Source organism: Lentzea sp. CC55, from assembly GCF_021056325.1.
GTDB classification, from domain to species: Bacteria; Actinomycetota; Actinomycetes; order Mycobacteriales; family Pseudonocardiaceae; genus Lentzea; species Lentzea jiangxiensis.
Genome location: NZ_JAJCXE010000023.1, coordinates 71,858 through 86,886 on the forward strand (window position 1 = coordinate 71,858; position 15,029 = coordinate 86,886).

The following is a 15,029-nucleotide window of genomic DNA, read 5'->3' on the forward strand; positions in this document are numbered from 1 at the left end:
ACCAGGAGAACGGCGTCCGCGGCTACCGGCTCAGCGGCCAGGCGGAATTCCTGAAGCCGTACGAGAACGGGCTCGACCGGCAGACGGCGGCGCGGGCGACCGTCGTGGTCCTGAACACCCCGGAGGTCACCGGGCACGTCGCGGCCGTCGACACCGCGCTCGCCGCGTGGCGCAGCGACTACGCCGACCCCGCGATCGCCGCCGTCCGCGCGGGCAGCCCTGTGCCGGACGAGGCGCTCGGCAAGCAGAGGTTCGACGCGGTCCGCACCGCGCTCTCGACGTTGCAGGCCGAGCTGGCCGTGCAGCGGGCGGAGGGGCGTGCGGCGCTCAACGCCTCCGCGACCCGGATGGCGGTCACGTGCATCGTCGCGCTGGCGGTGCTGCTGGTCGCGGTGCTCGCCTGCGTCGCCGCGATGCTGGTGCACGTCGTGGGGCCGTTGAGCAGGCTGCGCCAGCAGGTCGGGCTGGTCGCGGGCGGCGAGTTCTCGCGCACGGTGACGGCCACCGGCCCGCAGGAGCTCCGCGCGCTGGGCCGCGACGTCGACACCATGCGCACGCGGGTCGTCGAGGACCTGCACCAGACGCGGGAGCGCAACGCGGCCCTCGACGCCGCGACGGCGGAGCTGCGCCGGTCCAACGCGGAGCTGGAGCAGTTCGCCTACGTCGCGTCCCACGACCTCCAGGAGCCGCTGCGCAAGGTGGCGAGCTTCTGCCAGCTGCTCGAACGGCGCTACCGCGACCAGCTCGACGAGCGCGCCGTCCAGTACATCGACTTCGCCGTCGACGGCGCCAAGCGCATGCAGTCGCTGATCAACGACCTGCTCGCCTTCAGCCGCGTCGGCCGGCACCGCGACAAGCACGTGGTCGTCTCCGCCGCGAACCTCGTCGACGAGGCGTGCCGCGACCTCTCCGAGGCGCTGGAGGAGTCCGGCGCCGTGGTCGAGGTGGGCACCCTGCCCGAGGTCGAGGGCGAGGCGCGGCTGCTGACCGCGGTGTTCCAGAACCTGATCGGCAACGCGGTCAAGTTCCGCGGCGACGAGGCCCCGCGCGTGCGGGTCGACGCCGAGCCGGGCGAGGACGACCAGTGGGTGTTCTCGGTGCGGGACAACGGGATCGGCATCGAGGAGCAGTACGCCGAGCGGATCTTCGTGATCTTCCAGCGGCTGCACCCCAAGGACCTCTACGCGGGCACCGGCATCGGGCTGGCGATGTGCCGCAAGATCGTCGAGTACCACGGCGGCCGCATCTGGCTCGACACCGGCGCCGGTCCCGGCACCACGATCCGCTTCACGCTGCCACGGGTCGGGTCGGCCGTCCCCGCGCCGGTCGCCGGCTGAGAGGTCACCGCACGCGACGGTGACCTCGTTGCCGGCGAACGGTGTCAGAGCGCGAAGCCGCCGGACACCTCGACGTCCTGCGCGGTGATCCACCGGCCGTCCTCGCCCGCGAGCGCGGCGATCGCCACGGCCACGTCTTCGGGCTCGCCCATGCGCCCGAGCGCCGTCCTGGCGGCGATCGCGGGCACGACCTCGGGGAACCGCTCGACGGCGTCGCCGCCGAGGCGCGTGCGGGTGGCGCCGGGGGAGACGGAGTTGACGCGGATGCCGCGCGGGCTGAGCTCCTTGGCGAGGTAGCGGGTGAGCACGACCAGCGCGCCCTTCATGGAGGCGTAGCCGGAGTAGCCGGGTTCCGCGAGCTGGGTGGAGCTGCTCGTCGTGTTGATCACCGCGGCGCCGTCGGAGAGGAGCGGCAGCAGCGTCTGGGTGAGGAAGAAAGGGCCTTTGAGCAGCACGCGGTAGAAGCGGTCGAACAGCTCCTCGGACAGCTCCGGGAACAGCGCCGTCTCGGCGAAGCCCGCGTTGTTGACCAGCACGTCGACCGTCTCGCGGCCCCAGCCGCCGAGCACCTCGGCGACCCGGTCGCGGAAGGCGCAGAAGGTCTCGCTGCGGCCGACGTCCAGCGGCAGGGCCACCGCGGTGCCGCCGTTCCGTTCGACGGCCGCGACCGCGTTCCTCGCCCCCGCCTCGTTGGAGCTGTAGGTGAGGATCACGGAAGCGCCTCGCCGCGCCAGTTCGACAGCCGTGCTCCAGCCGATGCCGGAGCTGCCGCCGGTCACGATGGCCACTGACATTTTCCTACCGCCTGTTCGGTCTGCTTGGTTTCAGTAGAACCAATAAGACCGGTTCAGACGGTGAACTCCGAGATCAAAGCTCCCGGTTGCTTGCCTGATCCTCCCTAAGAGTTCAGGGCGCGGTTCAGCAGGGCGGTGAGCTGCCGCAGCTCGTCGGCGGTCAGCGCCCCCAGCGGTGTGTTCTCCAGCGCCGCCCGCATCACCTCGTCACGCACCCTGCGGCCCTTCGCGGTCAGCACCAGCACGCGCGAGCGGCGGTCGGCCGGGTCGACGGCGCGCTCCACCAGGCCCCGGTCCACGAGCTGGTTGCTCATGAACGTGAGGTTCGGGGCGTTGCAGTACAGGCGCTCGGCCATGACCTTCATCGACGGCGGCTGCTCGGCAGGGTCGATCGCCCACAGGGCCTGGAACGTCGCCGTGGTCAGGCGGTGTTCGGTCAGCACCGGGGTGATCAGGTCGACGGTGCGCATCCAGGACTCGTGGACCGCGGCGACCGCCGCGGTGAGGTCGGACGCGGTCATGCCGCCATCCTACCGGCGTTTCGAGTCTCGAAGTATCGTGCTAGCGTCGATGCTTCGAGACTCGAAGCAATGGAGGACTCTGTGGGCTACCGGGGTGTGACCGCGCTCGTCACCGGCGCGTCGAAGGGGCTGGGCCGGGCGTACGCGCTGGAGCTGGCGCGGCGGGAAGCGCGGGTGGTGGTGCTGGCGCGGTCGGAGGCCGGCCTGCGCGCGCTGGCGGCCGAGGTCCGCGAGCGGCACGGCGTGGAGGTGGAGGTGGTCGTCGCCGACCTCACGGCGCCGGACGGGCCCGGCCGCGTGCTGGAGGAGCTGCACGAGCGCGGGCTGAGCGTCGACCTGCTGGTCAACAACGCCGGCGCGGGCAGCGCGGGACCGTTCCTCGAGCGCCCGCTGGGACCGCAGCTGACGTCCGTGGCGCTCAACGTGGACGGCCTGCTCGCGCTGACCCACGCGATCGGCGGAGAACTGGTCTCACGCGGGTCCGGCGGCATCATCAACGTGTCGTCCATCGCGGCGTTCCAGCCGATGCCGTACCAGGCGACCTACGCGGCGACGAAGGCGTTCGTGCTGTCGTTCACCGAAGCGCTGGCCGAAGAGCTGCGCGGCACCGGGGTGCACGTCATGGCCGTGCACCCCGGGGCGGTCGCGACCGGGTTCTTCGACGGCACCACCGCCACGATCCACCCGATCGCGGACACGCCGGAGACCGTCGCCGCCCGCACCCTCGACGACTACGAGCGGCGGCGTGCGGCCTCCTACCCGGGCCGGGCGCTGACCAAGGTGGTGAACCGGGCCATGACCTGGCCCTCCCGCGTGCTGCCGCGCACCGCGGCGACCCGCGCCGCCCGTGCGCTGAACCGCAAGCTGGGCCTGCACGAGGTGGTGGACGTGGTCACGCCCTCCCGGTGACGTTGAGCGCAGCGTGGCAGGCCGGGAACAGCGAGTCGAGGATCGACGACGGCGCGGAACAGAAGGTCCGGGCTCGTCAGGCAGAGGGCGTCCGCGGCCAAGCCGAGAGCTTCGAGCCGTTCCGCCGCCTTCAGCGCTTCCGGCACGAGAGCGCCCATCGTGACGATGGTGGCGTCGGTGTGTTCGCGGTGCGGCGCAAGGCATAGCCGCCCGCGACGACCTGGCGCCGGCGGCGTTCGCGGGCGACTTCGGCGCGACGCACGCTCCCGGACGGTGATGGCGTGGACCGAGTTCGCTGTGGCGGGTGTGGCCGGCTCACGCGAGCGGCAGAGGCCGGGGGGCGGCTCGCGCTGAGCGCACCGCGGCGGTCGGCGCTGAGTGCACCGCGTGACCCGCGATGGCGCGACCGAACCCGCTGTGCCCGACCGGCTCGGCGCGAGCGGCGGGGCCGGATGGCGGCTCGCGCTGAGCGCACCACCCGGCCCCTGGCGGCCGGCCCGGCGCAGCCACCTCACGCGGCCCGCCGGGCTCGTCGTGGGCGACTACTCGATGTGCAGGTTCCGCACCTTGGCCTCGGCGACGATGCGGTCCGCCTCGTCGCGGGCGACGCTGCGCAGCTCGGCCAGGGCGCGCATCGCCTCGGCCCGGCGGGCCGACATCGCGAGGCGGAAGTCCTCGCGGACGCTCTCCCGCTTCGCGGCTGCCTCCTCGTCGAGCCTGCGGGCGCGCTGCTCCGCCTCGCCCACGATCATCAGGGCCTTGAGCTGGGCGTCCCTGATGACGTCCCGGCGTTCCTCCTCGGCCAGGGCGACCATGCGGGCGAGCCGCTCGGGCAGGCCCTTCGGGTCGATCGGCGTGAGGCAGATCCGGTGCAGGCCGTCCTGCAGGGCGGCGTTCTCCTCCTGGACCGCCGTCAACCTGGTGGCCAGGGCGTCCGCCCGTGCCTCCGACGCGTCGCGGTCGGCGGTGACCAGGCGCAGCTCGGCCTCCAGTTCGGCGACGTAGTCGTCCACCTCGTCGCGGTCGTAGCCGCGCCAGCGCAGCCCGAACCACGTGCGCAGCGGTATGAGCTCAGTCCTGCTGTCGACACCCACCAGCCGTCTCCTCCGCCTCCCGCGAGTCAGTCCTGCCAAGGGGTACGTACGAGGCGCGTCATCGGTTCTAACGGGTTCACCAGGCATGATGGGCACGTGAACACCAAACTGTGCCCGTGCGGCACCGGCCGGTCCTATGTGGACTGCTGCGGTGCGCTGCACTCCGGAGCCCGCAAGGCGGCCACCGCCGAGCAGCTGATGCGGTCGCGCTACAGCGCTTTCGCCGTGTCCGACGAGGACTACCTGCTGCGCACGTGGGCCGCGAAGCACCGCCCCTCCAGCGCCGGGATCGACTCGACCGACCGCTGGCTGAAGCTCGAGATCCTGGCCACCGAGAACGGCGGGCTGCTGCAGAACGAGGGCGTCGTGGAGTTCCGGGCGCACTACGTCGGAGGCGTGGTGCACGAGCGGAGCAGGTTCATCCGGGAGAACGGCCAGTGGGTGTACGCGGAGGGCCTCGAATGAGCACGGTGACGGTCGCGAGCAGGTTCAACGGGCCGCCCGGGATGGGCAACGGCGGCTACTCCGCAGGCTTGCTCGCCGCGCACGTCGCGGCTCCGGCCGTGAGCGTCCGCCTGCGCAGGCCGGTGCCGCTCGACCGCGAGCTGCGGGTCCGCGACGGGCAGCTGCTCGACGGCGAGACCGTGATCGCGTCGGCCGAGCCCGCCACGCTCGACCTCGAGGTCCCCGCCGCACCGGCGATCGACGAGGCCCTCAAGGCGTCCGCCAAGGTGCCGTGGCGCGACAAGCACCCGTTCCCGACGTGCTTCGGCTGCGGTCCCGGCCGCGAGGACGGCATCGCGGCGCTGCTCGGGCCGCTCGACGGCCGCGACGAGTGGGCCGGGGTGTGGCGGCCCTCCGACGCGCTGCCGAACGACGGCGAGCACGTGCTGCCCGAGATCGTCTGGGCGGCGCTCGACTGCCCGTCCGCCCAGCCCGTCGCCCCGGACGGGGGACCGGCGTTCGTGCTCGGCACGTTCGTCGCGCAGGTGGAGAAGCCCGTCGCGCTCAACGTCGACCACGTGCTCCTTGCGTGGGAACTCGGCCGGGAGGGGCGCAAGGCGTACTCCGCGTCCGCCATCATCGGTCCCGACGGGGTGTGTGGCAGGGCGCACGCCGTCTGGGTGTCGATCGGATGACCCCAAATAACCCGACTGGGTGAGAAGGGGTGCGGCGCGTCTTGATAGCGTGCACCCCCGTTGCCCGATTGAGCCGAAAGGGCGAGTGACCGGGATGGCACGGAGGTGATCAGGCGCTTGATGGGCCGACGTGCCGCCGCCCATGGCGACCAGCAAACACAGACCCAGGCTTCTGGCCAGAGCAGTTTCGGGGTTCAAACCATCACGAGCACCGACCAGGACCTGGACCTGTACCCCGTCGAGCAGCCCCCGGCAGCGGCAGCACCAGCGGCGCCGCAGCCGGAGCCGGTACCCCAGAGGACGCCGTTCGCGGCGAACTTCGTCGGGGCGACGCTCGTCGTTTCCGCTCAGGAGGGCCCGAGCCAGGGCGCCACGGGCCTCGCCCGCGCGCTGCCCGCCGACCGCGGCAGGACCGTGGTCGTGGTCGACTTCCCGGGCGGGGACCAAAGCACCTTCTGGCCGCACGTCGTGACCGCGCTCAGCGGCCGCGGGCCCATCCGGCTCGCGGTGTCGCACGCGGGCACGATGCGCCCGACCGCGCCCGCGCAGTGGCTCGCCGAGCAGCTGCAGACCGAGGTCGTCGCGCCGGACGGCGTGCTGACCACGGTGCCCGGCGCCGCGTTCGTCGTGGGCACCCAGGGCTACGGCAGCTGGGTGCGGTTCCAGCCGAACGCGTCACCGATGCCGTTCGGCCGCCGCTTCCCGGTGCCGCAGTGGGAGGCGATGGACCCGAACTCCCCGTGGCCCACGGGGGAGGTCGGCATCTCCGAGCCCATCCCGTCCGGGCTGTGGCTGCGCGCGCAGCAGCCGCCGTTCGACCCCACCGCCCAGGACTCGCGGCCGATCGTGGCGCTGCCGTGCCGCGACAACGTGCTGACGGTCGTCGTCGGCGGTCCCGGCCAGTCCGCGATCCCGGTCGACGAGGTGTGCCGCCTCATGACCGCGCTGCCCCAGGCGGCCCGGTCGCGCGTGCGGCTCGTGCCGTACGGCATCGACGCCGGCCTGGGCAGCCTCGTCGCCGACCAGCTCGGCGAGCCGATCGCGATGTTCACCGGCCTGCCGGTCGGCAACCTGCGCGGCGGCGGTCCCGCCGTGATCGCGGTCGACCCGCGCGGCCAGCAGACGTGGCGGCCGTTCGTGACCGAGGTGCTGTGCGTGCCGAACGAGTCCGTGCCCGTCGTGTCGGGCTACCGGACCCCCGTACCGGGCCTGTCCGAAGTCTCGCCGGGCGTGTTCGCGCTCGGCGACGGCGTCGTGCTGGAGGTCGTGCCCTCGGGCCTGTGGGTGCGTGAGCAGGACGAGCCGTACAACGCGGCCGAGGTGCGCTCTCAGCCCGTTGATCCCGAGTGGGCACGTCTGACCGTGGGCACGCCTGGGCGCACGACGCCCGGTGCGGTCGCGGTGCACGGCGCTGCTCTCGTGGAACGCCTTGAGCCCGAGGTGCGCAAGCTGCTGCGTTTGGTGTTCTGCGACTCCAAGGTCTCGCCGCCGCCTCCGCCCGCTCCTCCGCCCCCTCCGGCGCAGATCGCCTCGTCGACCAGCACCGCGGCGCACGCGTTGTCGACCCGTGACTCGTCGGACAACGGCACGGGCTTCTTCACCGCCGTGACGCCCGTCGAGCCCGAACCGGACCGCCCCGCGTACGCGAGCATGGACGCCGGCCCGGCGATCGCGACCGTGACGTCGCACGCGCTGGACGACCCGGACGAGGCCGCCTTCCCGTCCGACGACCCGGACTACGCCCCCGTGCGATTCCGCGTCGACGGCCCGCTGCCGCTGCAACCGCTGGCGCTGTGGGAGTCGTTCGCGGAGGTCTCCGCCGACCGCGAGACGGTCGACCCGGACCACAGCAGCTCCGACGCCGAACGCGACACGGTCCGCCGCGCCCTGGGCGAACGCTACGGCGTGCACGCGGCCACGGTCTGCCGCCTGCTCGCCCAGCGCCCGGACGCCGAGGAGGACCCGGCCGCGTTCGAAGCGATGGTCACCGACCTCACGGCACTCCTCGCGTGCGTGTCACAAGACGAAGAAATGGTCGTCGACACGCTCCGAATGGGCCGCCTCGGCCGGTTGCGCCCGTACGTCGCCTGCATCGTCTCGGGTCTGAACCGCCTGCCCGTGCACAACGGCGTGGTGACCGTGTGGGGCATGAGCGGCCAAACCGGCCCGCGCCGCTACCGCCACGGCGAGGTCGTGGTCGAACACGGCCTGCTGGACGCCATCGCCAACCCGGCCTCGCGCATAGGGGGCGCCACGGAGTACCTGCTGTGGTCGGTCACCGGCCGCCGCGTCGAGGTGTCCGACCGCGTCGCCGTCGCCACCGAGGAGCGCGTGGTCTTCGCACCCGGCACCCCGTTCCGCGTGCTGGCGGTGGCCGAGGCGGAGGGCGACCACCCGCAGCAGGTGCTGCTGCAGGAGGTGGCCGGAGCCGCGGCGGAGCAGGAGATCGCGGGGATGCGGCCGAGCGTGCTGTCGCAGCTGGAGCGGGCGGCGGCGAACCTGCGCGTACTACCGGTGTCGCACCAGGTGACGGTGGAGGCCTGACCGCCCACCTGGGCATCCGCTACGCCGAACCGCCCGTCGGCCCGTTGCGCGTCCACCCGCCGGTGGACCGCGACGGCGAGCCGACCGGCGGGTTCGGCGACGCCCACACCCTGAACGTCTGGTCCACGGCGGACCGGGACGCCCCGGTCCTGCTGTGGGTCCACGGCGGTGAGAACACCGTCGGCTCCTCGTCCCAGCCGGAGTACGCGGGCGACCACCTGGCCTCGCTGGGCATCGTCTTCGTCAGCTGCAACTACCGGCTGGCCGAAGACGGCTACGGCGCGCTCGACGGCGTTCGGCACAACCGGGGGCTGCTCGACGTCGTCTCGGCGCTGCGGTGGATCCGGCGCAACATCACGGCCTACGGCGGCAACCCGGGCAACGTCACCGTCGCCGGCCAGTCCTCGGGAGCGCAGACGGTCGCCGCCCTCATGGTGATGCCGGCGGCGCGGGGCCTGTTCCACAAAGCGGTCGTCCACAGCCTCGCCGGCAGGTTCTTCACCCCGGCGCAGGCACGGGAAACGCAGCACCGGGCCGATCCGGGAGTCGTGCACCACCAACCGGTCGTGGACGGCGACACCCTCCCGCGCAGCCCGCTGGAAGGCCCCTACGGGGTCGAGCTGATGGTCTGCCACACGGCGGACGAGGACGAATACTGCAACGGCACTTGTGTGCTCTGTAGTGGATCATATTGTGTGTGGTGGTCGATGTCGCTGTGGCGGAGCTGGACCGGTTGCGTGATCGGATCGGTGGCCGGTTCGTCAGGTCGGAGCCGCGGGTTCGTGCCCGCGAGTATGTGCTCGGCCTGACTGCGGGGCTGGAGCGTAAGAACGGCTGGACGTTGGCCGAGCGGGCCGGTGAGGTGTCGCCGGACGGGATGCAGCGGTTGTTGCGGCGGGCGGACTGGGACGTTGATGGTGTCCGTGACGATCTGCGGGACTACGTCGCGGAGAACCTGGGCGCCCAGGACGGGGTGTTGATCGTCGACGACACCGGGTTCTTGAAGAAGGGCACTCGTTCGGCGGGGGTGCAGCGGCAGTACTCGGGCACCGCCGGTCGGACGGAGAACTGCCAGGTGGGAGTGTTCCTGGCCTATGCCTCGGCGCGGGGTCACGCGTTGATCGACCGGGAGCTCTACCTGCCGGAGTCCTGGACCGCCGATCCGGACCGGTGCCGGGCGGCAGGCATCCCCGATGGGGTGGAGTTCGCCACCAAGCCGCGGCCGGCGATGGCGATGATCGAGCGCACGCTCGAGGCCGGGGTGCCGTTCCGGTGGGTGACCGCCGACGAGGCCTACGGCCAGGCCAAGTACCTGCGGTTCTGGCTCGAACAACGCGACGTGGCCTACGTGCTGGCCACGAGAGTCAACGACACGCTGACCACCACCGACTTCCGCCAGGCCCGCGCTGATGCCCTGATCGCACAGCTGCCGGCACGGGCCTGGCGCAGGTTGTCGGTGGGCGCCGGAGCGCACGGGCCGCGCGAGTACGACTGGGCTCGGGTGCCCATCCGCGTGTTGTGGGAACCGGGCCGCGGGCACTGGTTGCTGGCCCGCCGCAGCATCACCGATCCCGGCGAGATCGCCTACTACGTCTGCTACGGGCCCCGCCGATGCACGCTGCTGGACCTGGCCTGGATCGCCGGCACCCGCTGGCGCATCGAGGAATGCTTCCAGCAAGCCAAGAATGAGGCCGGGCTCGACCACTACCAGGTCCGATCCTGGCGAGCCTGGTATGCCCACATCACCTTGTCCATGCTCGCCCACGCCTGGCTCGCCGTGACCAGATCCCTTGCCGCAAAAGGGGAACCGTCCACGGCACCCACGACATGATCGGCTTTACGTTACCCGAGATCCGCCGCCTGCTCGTCAGCCTGGTCCTCCGGCCGACAACCAACGTCGACCACGTCTGGGCCTGGTCATGCTGGCGCCGACGACGCCAACACCAAGCCCGCCTCAGCCACTACAAACGACGCGGCTACCCACTCACATAAGTGCCGTTGCAGTACGAAGAGCTGTTCCGGGAACCCACGAGGAGGCTGGCCGAGGAGCACGGCCACGCCTTCAGGTCGGTCTACGCGCGCACCCCGGCCCACCACGGCGCCGACGTGCCGGACATGTTCCGCGGCGACATCGCCGACGCCTGGGCGAGGTTCGCCCGCGACGACGACCCGGGCTGGCCGCGGGAAGACCTGAAGACCTGGACCTAGCTCTCCGTCGAGAGCCCGAGCGACCCGTCGAGCCGAGGCACGCAGGCACCGGCGCGCTCGTCCGCCGCCAGGAACTCCGTGAGGCACCGGGCGATCTGCTCGTGGCCGCGGGCGTTGGGGTGGAACGACTCCTGCAGCGCGTGCGAGGAGCGCCGCTGGTCGGTCAGGCCCTCCCAGTCGACCGACAGGCGGGTGAACCACTCGGTGCCCGGGTCGTCGCCGCCCGCGCACGCCTCGTGACCCTCGCCGGCGCGGGAGAGGTCGAGGAAGCGGGCGCCCACCTCCGACGCGGCGGTGCGCAGGCCGTTCGACAGTTCCGGCACGGCCTCCTCGACGACCCACTCCAGGTCCGTGGTGCGCAGCGGGCAGCCGGAGAGGTTCTGCAGGGAGCGCGGCATCTTCGGGGACACCGGGGCGGCGTACGACTGCACGACGAGCTGGTACTCCGAGTCGAGGTAGCCCGAGTCGCGCATGGTCTGGCGGACGGCGTTGAGCGTGTTCTCGACCTTGGGAACCATCCGCTTCACGCGCTTGGTCCACTCCGGGGCGACGGCGGACGTGCAGTCGCTGCGCTTGCCCCACGCCTCGAAGCACTTGTTCAGGATCTCGGAGAAGCGCGGGTCGTCGTTCGCGCCGATGGCCACGACGATCGCGACGACGCGGTGCGAGCCCGCGATCTCGCGCAGGCGGGGGAGCTGTTCGTTGCGCAGCTTGTCGGAGTTGGCGCCCGAGCAGGCGAGGTTGAACCGCCGGTCGGCCTCGACGCCGGCCTTCATGATCTCGGCCCCGCGCGAGCGGTGGCACCAGTTGCCGCCGTCCTCGCCGTCGGTGCCCGGCTCGTAGTCGCCGGCGCCCTCGCCGGACATCGTGCTGTCGCCGAGCGCCACGACCGCGGTCCTCGTCTCGCGGTCGGGGGCGGACGGCGGCGGGAACGGGTGGTCGCTCACGACCAGCACGATCGCGAGCAGGCCGATGGCGGCAAGGGTGAGCACTTTGCGCATCGCGGACCAGTTTACCGGGCCCGCTGGTCCGGCCACGTCCTCTGTGGACGACCGGCGGGGCGGGGTGCCGGTTCGGCGGGACGCGTACGTGGCCGAATGCGAGGGCGAGAGGGCGTTGCCGCCTCAGCGGGGGATGAGGAAAGTGGAGGTGTGGGGAAACTGAGGGAGATAGTCGTGGTCGGCTACGACCGCACGGCGTTGCTGGACCTCGCGGGGCCCGTAGAGGTGTTCCAGTCCGCGAACTACGGCGAGCAGCGCTACGAGGTCACGGTCGCCACGCTCGGGGGAGTTCCGTTCACCGTGACGGCGGGGGTGCGCGTCGAGGCGGGCGCGGACCTGCTGACGCTGGACCGCCCGATCGACACGCTGCTGGTCGTCGGCGGCTGGGGCTACGACGACGCCGCGTCCGACGCGGTGCTCACGTCGCACCTGCGGCGGCTCGCGCTGAGATCGCGCCGGGTCGCGGGCGTGTGCACGGGTGCCGTGGTCCTGGCCGGCGCCGGGCTGCTCGAGGGCAAGAAGGCGACCACGCACTGGGCGTTCACCGGGGAGCTCGAGAACCGCGGGGTCGAGGTGGAACCGGACGCGATCTTCGTCTGCGACGGGCAGGTGGCCACGTCGGCGGGGGTGACGGCGGGCATCGACCTCGCGCTCGCCATGGTCGAGCAGGACCACGGGCCCGCCCTGGCCCGCCGGATCGCGCAGTACCTGGTCGTCTTCCTGCAGCGCTCGGGCGGCCAGTCGCAGTTCAGCGTGCACACCCGCGCGAAACCGGTGCGGGACGGCTCGCTGCGCGCGTTGCTCGACGACATCCACGCCGACCCGGCCAGGGAGTGGACGGTGCCGGTCATGGCGCGCAAGGCCATGATGAGCGTGCGGCACTTCGCCCGCGTCTTCTCCCGCAACGTGGGCGTCTCGCCCGCCCAGTACGTCGAACGGGCCAGGGTGGAGGCCGCCGCCGACCGGCTGGCCAGCACCGCCGACCCGCTCGACCTCGTCGCCCGCCAGTCGGGGTTCGGCTCGGCCGAGACCCTGCGCCGTGCCTTCCTGCGCGTGCTCGGCGTGTCGCCGGGCAGCTACCGCGCCCGCTTCCGGACCACCGGGGTTGCCTGATGGACGCCACTTTCGTGCTCTACCCGAACATGACCGCGCTCGACTTCGTCGGCCCGTACGAGGTGCTCGCCAGCGTGCCGGTGGTCACCGCCCGGTTCGTCGCCGCGACGCTCGACCCGGTGAGGTCCGACAACGGCCTCGTCGTGACGCCCACCGACACGTTCGACTCGCTCAAGGCGACCGACATCGTCGTGGTGCCCGGCTCCGGGCACTGGAAGGAGGTGCTGGCGGACTCCGGCGGCGTCGTCGAGTGGCTGCGGGAGGTCCACCCGACGACGAAGTGGACGACGTCGGTGTGCACCGGCTCGACGCTGCTCGCCGAAGCGGGCCTGGTGTCGAGGGCGACGACGCACTGGGCCGCGCGCGAGGACCTCGAGGTGCGCGGGGTGGAGGTCAGCACCGACCGGGTCGTGTTCGACGGCAAGGTCGTGAGCGGCGCGGGCGTCTCCGCGGGCATCGACATGGCGTTGCGGCTGGTCGAGGCCGAGTTCGGCGAGGTGGTCTCGCAGGCCGTGCAGGTCGGCATCGAGTACGACCCGCAGCCGCCGCGGTCCTACGACTCGATCCCGCCCGAGATCGAGCAGGGCCTCAGGACCGCGTTCGAGTCACGTCAGGCCTGACTGCACGGCGAAGACGACGAGCTGGGCGCGGTCGCGCGCGCCCAGCTTCACCATCGCCCGCGACACGTGCGTGCGCACCGTCGCGGGCGAGATCACCAGCGTGGCCGCGATCTCGTCGTTGGACGCGCCGGACGCCACGTGCCGCATGATCTCCCGCTCGCGTTCGGTCAGCCTGTCGAGGTGCGGCACGGGCCGCGCCGACGCGCCGGACGCGAACCGGTCGATCACCCGGCGCGTGACGGACGGCGAGAGCAACGACCCGCCGTCGGCCACCACGTGCACGGCGCGCAGCAGGTCGGCGGGGTCGGAGTCCTTCACCAGGAACCCGGACGCGCCCGTCCGCAGCGCCTCGAACACGTACTCGTCGAGGTCGAACGTCGTGAGCACGACGATCTTGACGCCGGCGCAGGCGGGATCGGCGGAGACGCGGCGCAGCACCTCCAGGCCGTCCATCAGCGGCATGCGGATGTCGAGGAACACCACGTCCGGCTTCACCGACCGGATCAGCGCCAGGGCCTCGCGCCCGTCGGCGGCCTCGCCCGCGAACCGCACGCCGTCCTCGGTCTCGATCAACGTCCGCAGCCCCATCCGGACCAGCGGCTGGTCGTCGGCCACCACCACGCGAATCATGACGGCAACGGTATCCGTGCGATGACCGAGAAACCGTGCGCTCCGTCGACCTCCAGCGTGCCGCCGAGCGCCTCCGCCCGCGAGCGCATGCCCGTGATGCCGTGGCCCTCGACGACCGTTCCCGGTGTGCCGGTGTCGGTCACGTGCACGACGACCTCGCCCCGCACGGCGTAGACGCGCACGGACGCCGTGACGCCGGGAGCGGAGTGCCGCAGCACGTTCGTCAGCGACTCCTGCACGATCCGGTACACGGCCAGCTGGTGGCCCTCCGGCAGGTCGAGCGGGTCGACCTCCACCGACACGTCGAGCCCCGCCTCGCGCATCCGCGAGGCCAGCGCCGGGACGTCGGCCAGCGAGATCGTCGGCGTCAGCGGCGCCGAGCCGCGCAGGGTGTCCAGTTCGGACCGCAGGCCGTCCAGGGCCTCCTTCGCCGTGCCGCGGATCGCCTCCAGCGACGCGCGGGCCTTCACGGGGTCCCTGTCCAGCACGTACAGCGCCACGCCCGCCTGCATCGCGATCACCGAGAGGCCGTGGCCGACGACGTCGTGGACCTCCTGGGCGAGCCGCAGCCGTTCGGAGATCACCACGCGTTCCCGGACGTCCACAGCGGACTTCCGGCGCAGCTTCACCAGCACACCGGCGGCGCCCGGCAGCAGGATCCAACCCGCGCACCAGGTGATCCACGAGGTCACGGAGTCGTGCCACCACGGCAGGATCGCGAGCGCGTAGACCAGCGCCGAGGCGGCGGCGATCTCGACGCGGGAGTACACCGCGACCGCGTACACCGCCGCCACGCCGCTCACCAGGATCGGGCCGAACGGGTAGCCCTGCGCGAGGTAGACCGCGATGGAGAGGACCGAGATCCCGAACATCCACAACGGACGGACCGAGCGGAGCAGCAGTCCGGCGGCCGCGGTGGTGACGAGCACCTGGGCGAGGACGTCGAGCGGCTCCGCGCCCTGCAGCCGTGCGGCGAACCGCGTCCCGACGAGGCCGAAGACCAGCAGCGCCACGGTCAGCGCCACGTCCTGCCACCTGATCCGCATGCCACCGACCCTACGACCGGGACCGTACGCAGATGTGCGTATCTTCGTGACGCTCCCGTGCGGACGACCCGGC

At 72.2% G+C, this 15,029-nt stretch carries 17 protein-coding genes; 11 read left to right on the forward strand and 6 right to left on the reverse strand.

Annotated features, from left to right (window positions below):
- The coding region (locus L6E10_RS20875) for a sensor histidine kinase (protein ID WP_236221198.1) at window positions 1-1,337 on the forward strand (1,337 nt) is incomplete at its 5' end.
- Between the two features lie 44 nt (window positions 1,338-1,381).
- Here the strand turns inward: L6E10_RS20875 and L6E10_RS20880 are convergent.
- Complete coding sequence (locus tag L6E10_RS20880) at window positions 1,382-2,125, reverse strand: SDR family NAD(P)-dependent oxidoreductase (RefSeq protein ID WP_236221199.1); 744 nt, start codon at window positions 2,123-2,125, stop codon at window positions 1,382-1,384.
- A gap of 110 nt (window positions 2,126-2,235) precedes the next feature.
- The gene (locus L6E10_RS20885) at window positions 2,236-2,652 is read right to left on the reverse strand and encodes a MarR family winged helix-turn-helix transcriptional regulator (protein WP_236221200.1); all 417 of its coding nucleotides are present in this window, start codon (window positions 2,650-2,652) and stop codon (window positions 2,236-2,238) included.
- Window positions 2,653-2,721: 69 nt separating this feature from the next.
- Between L6E10_RS20885 and L6E10_RS20890 the strand changes: the two genes are divergently transcribed.
- The gene (locus L6E10_RS20890; RefSeq protein ID WP_236221201.1) at window positions 2,722-3,561 is read left to right on the forward strand and encodes an SDR family oxidoreductase; all 840 of its coding nucleotides are present in this window, start codon (window positions 2,722-2,724) and stop codon (window positions 3,559-3,561) included.
- Entirely contained in the window at window positions 3,558-3,767 is a 210-nt protein-coding gene (locus L6E10_RS41220) for a hypothetical protein (protein ID WP_374237152.1), read from the forward strand. The genes L6E10_RS20890 and L6E10_RS41220 overlap by 4 nt, the downstream gene beginning before the upstream one ends.
- Window positions 3,768-4,103: 336 nt before the next feature.
- Here the strand turns inward: L6E10_RS41220 and L6E10_RS20900 are convergent, their stop codons facing one another.
- Window positions 4,104-4,655 carry a DivIVA domain-containing protein gene (locus L6E10_RS20900; protein ID WP_236221202.1) on the reverse strand — a complete coding sequence of 184 codons (552 nt, stop codon included), beginning with the start codon at window positions 4,653-4,655 and terminating at the stop codon, window positions 4,104-4,106.
- A gap of 96 nt (window positions 4,656-4,751) precedes the next feature.
- Between L6E10_RS20900 and L6E10_RS20905 the strand changes: the two genes are divergently transcribed.
- The 6 genes from L6E10_RS20905 (at window position 4,752) to L6E10_RS20930 (ending at window position 10,546) form a co-directional block, all read left to right on the forward strand.
- On the forward strand, window positions 4,752-5,120 hold the full coding sequence (locus L6E10_RS20905; RefSeq protein ID WP_236221203.1) for a YchJ family metal-binding protein: 369 nt from the start codon (window positions 4,752-4,754) through the stop codon (window positions 5,118-5,120).
- The gene (locus tag L6E10_RS20910) at window positions 5,117-5,794 is read left to right on the forward strand and encodes a hypothetical protein (protein ID WP_236221204.1); all 678 of its coding nucleotides are present in this window, start codon (window positions 5,117-5,119) and stop codon (window positions 5,792-5,794) included. The genes L6E10_RS20905 and L6E10_RS20910 overlap by 4 nt, the downstream gene beginning before the upstream one ends.
- A 120-nt stretch (window positions 5,795-5,914) precedes the next feature.
- A complete protein-coding gene (locus L6E10_RS20915; RefSeq protein WP_236221205.1) occupies window positions 5,915-8,338 on the forward strand; it encodes a hypothetical protein in 2,424 nt (807 codons plus the stop codon).
- 44 nt (window positions 8,339-8,382) lie between these two features.
- Complete coding sequence (locus L6E10_RS20920; protein WP_236221206.1) at window positions 8,383-9,147, forward strand: carboxylesterase family protein; 765 nt, start codon at window positions 8,383-8,385, stop codon at window positions 9,145-9,147.
- The gene (locus tag L6E10_RS20925; protein ID WP_374237155.1) at window positions 9,036-10,169 is read left to right on the forward strand and encodes an IS701 family transposase; all 1,134 of its coding nucleotides are present in this window, start codon (window positions 9,036-9,038) and stop codon (window positions 10,167-10,169) included. Before L6E10_RS20920 ends, L6E10_RS20925 begins: the two co-directional genes overlap by 112 nt.
- Window positions 10,170-10,330: 161 nt before the next feature.
- On the forward strand, window positions 10,331-10,546 hold the full coding sequence (locus L6E10_RS20930) for a hypothetical protein (RefSeq protein WP_236221207.1): 216 nt from the start codon (window positions 10,331-10,333) through the stop codon (window positions 10,544-10,546).
- Here the strand turns inward: L6E10_RS20930 and L6E10_RS20935 are convergent.
- The gene (locus L6E10_RS20935) at window positions 10,543-11,547 is read right to left on the reverse strand and encodes a GDSL-type esterase/lipase family protein (protein ID WP_236221208.1); all 1,005 of its coding nucleotides are present in this window, start codon (window positions 11,545-11,547) and stop codon (window positions 10,543-10,545) included. The two genes, L6E10_RS20930 and L6E10_RS20935, sit on opposite strands and share 4 nt — an antisense overlap.
- 150 nt (window positions 11,548-11,697) lie before the next feature.
- Here L6E10_RS20935 and L6E10_RS20940 point away from each other — a divergent pair, with 150 nt between their 5' ends.
- Together L6E10_RS20940 and L6E10_RS20945 are read left to right on the forward strand one after the other, a co-directional pair.
- Window positions 11,698-12,660: a GlxA family transcriptional regulator gene (locus tag L6E10_RS20940; protein ID WP_236221209.1), complete on the forward strand. Its 963-nt coding sequence runs from the start codon at window positions 11,698-11,700 to the stop codon at window positions 12,658-12,660.
- Entirely contained in the window at window positions 12,660-13,280 is a 621-nt protein-coding gene (locus tag L6E10_RS20945) for a DJ-1/PfpI family protein (protein ID WP_236221210.1), read from the forward strand. Before L6E10_RS20940 ends, L6E10_RS20945 begins: the two co-directional genes overlap by 1 nt.
- Here the strand turns inward: L6E10_RS20945 and L6E10_RS20950 are convergent.
- The gene (locus L6E10_RS20950; protein WP_236221211.1) at window positions 13,266-13,910 is read right to left on the reverse strand and encodes a response regulator transcription factor; all 645 of its coding nucleotides are present in this window, start codon (window positions 13,908-13,910) and stop codon (window positions 13,266-13,268) included. The two genes, L6E10_RS20945 and L6E10_RS20950, sit on opposite strands and share 15 nt — an antisense overlap.
- The gene (locus L6E10_RS20955) at window positions 13,907-14,956 is read right to left on the reverse strand and encodes a sensor histidine kinase (RefSeq protein ID WP_236221212.1); all 1,050 of its coding nucleotides are present in this window, start codon (window positions 14,954-14,956) and stop codon (window positions 13,907-13,909) included. Before L6E10_RS20955 ends, L6E10_RS20950 begins: the two co-directional genes overlap by 4 nt.
- Window positions 14,957-15,029: the final 73 nt, after the last annotated feature.

What these genes read in the sequence shown, in the direction of transcription:
- L6E10_RS20885 (WP_236221200.1), bottom strand. Translation starts at nt 2,652, where the DNA reads ATGACCGCGTCCGACCTCACCGCGGCGGTCGCCGCGGTCCACGAGTCC.
- L6E10_RS20890 (WP_236221201.1), top strand. Translation starts at nt 2,722, where the DNA reads ATGGAGGACTCTGTGGGCTACCGGGGTGTGACCGCGCTCGTCACCGGC.
- L6E10_RS20910 (WP_236221204.1), top strand. Translation starts at nt 5,117, where the DNA reads ATGAGCACGGTGACGGTCGCGAGCAGGTTCAACGGGCCGCCCGGGATG.
- L6E10_RS20915 (WP_236221205.1), top strand. Translation starts at nt 5,915, where the DNA reads ATGGGCCGACGTGCCGCCGCCCATGGCGACCAGCAAACACAGACCCAG.
- L6E10_RS20935 (WP_236221208.1), bottom strand. Translation starts at nt 11,547, where the DNA reads ATGCGCAAAGTGCTCACCCTTGCCGCCATCGGCCTGCTCGCGATCGTG.
- L6E10_RS20945 (WP_236221210.1), top strand. Translation starts at nt 12,660, where the DNA reads ATGGACGCCACTTTCGTGCTCTACCCGAACATGACCGCGCTCGACTTC.
- L6E10_RS20950 (WP_236221211.1), bottom strand. Translation starts at nt 13,910, where the DNA reads ATGATTCGCGTGGTGGTGGCCGACGACCAGCCGCTGGTCCGGATGGGG.
- L6E10_RS20955 (WP_236221212.1), bottom strand. Translation starts at nt 14,956, where the DNA reads ATGCGGATCAGGTGGCAGGACGTGGCGCTGACCGTGGCGCTGCTGGTC.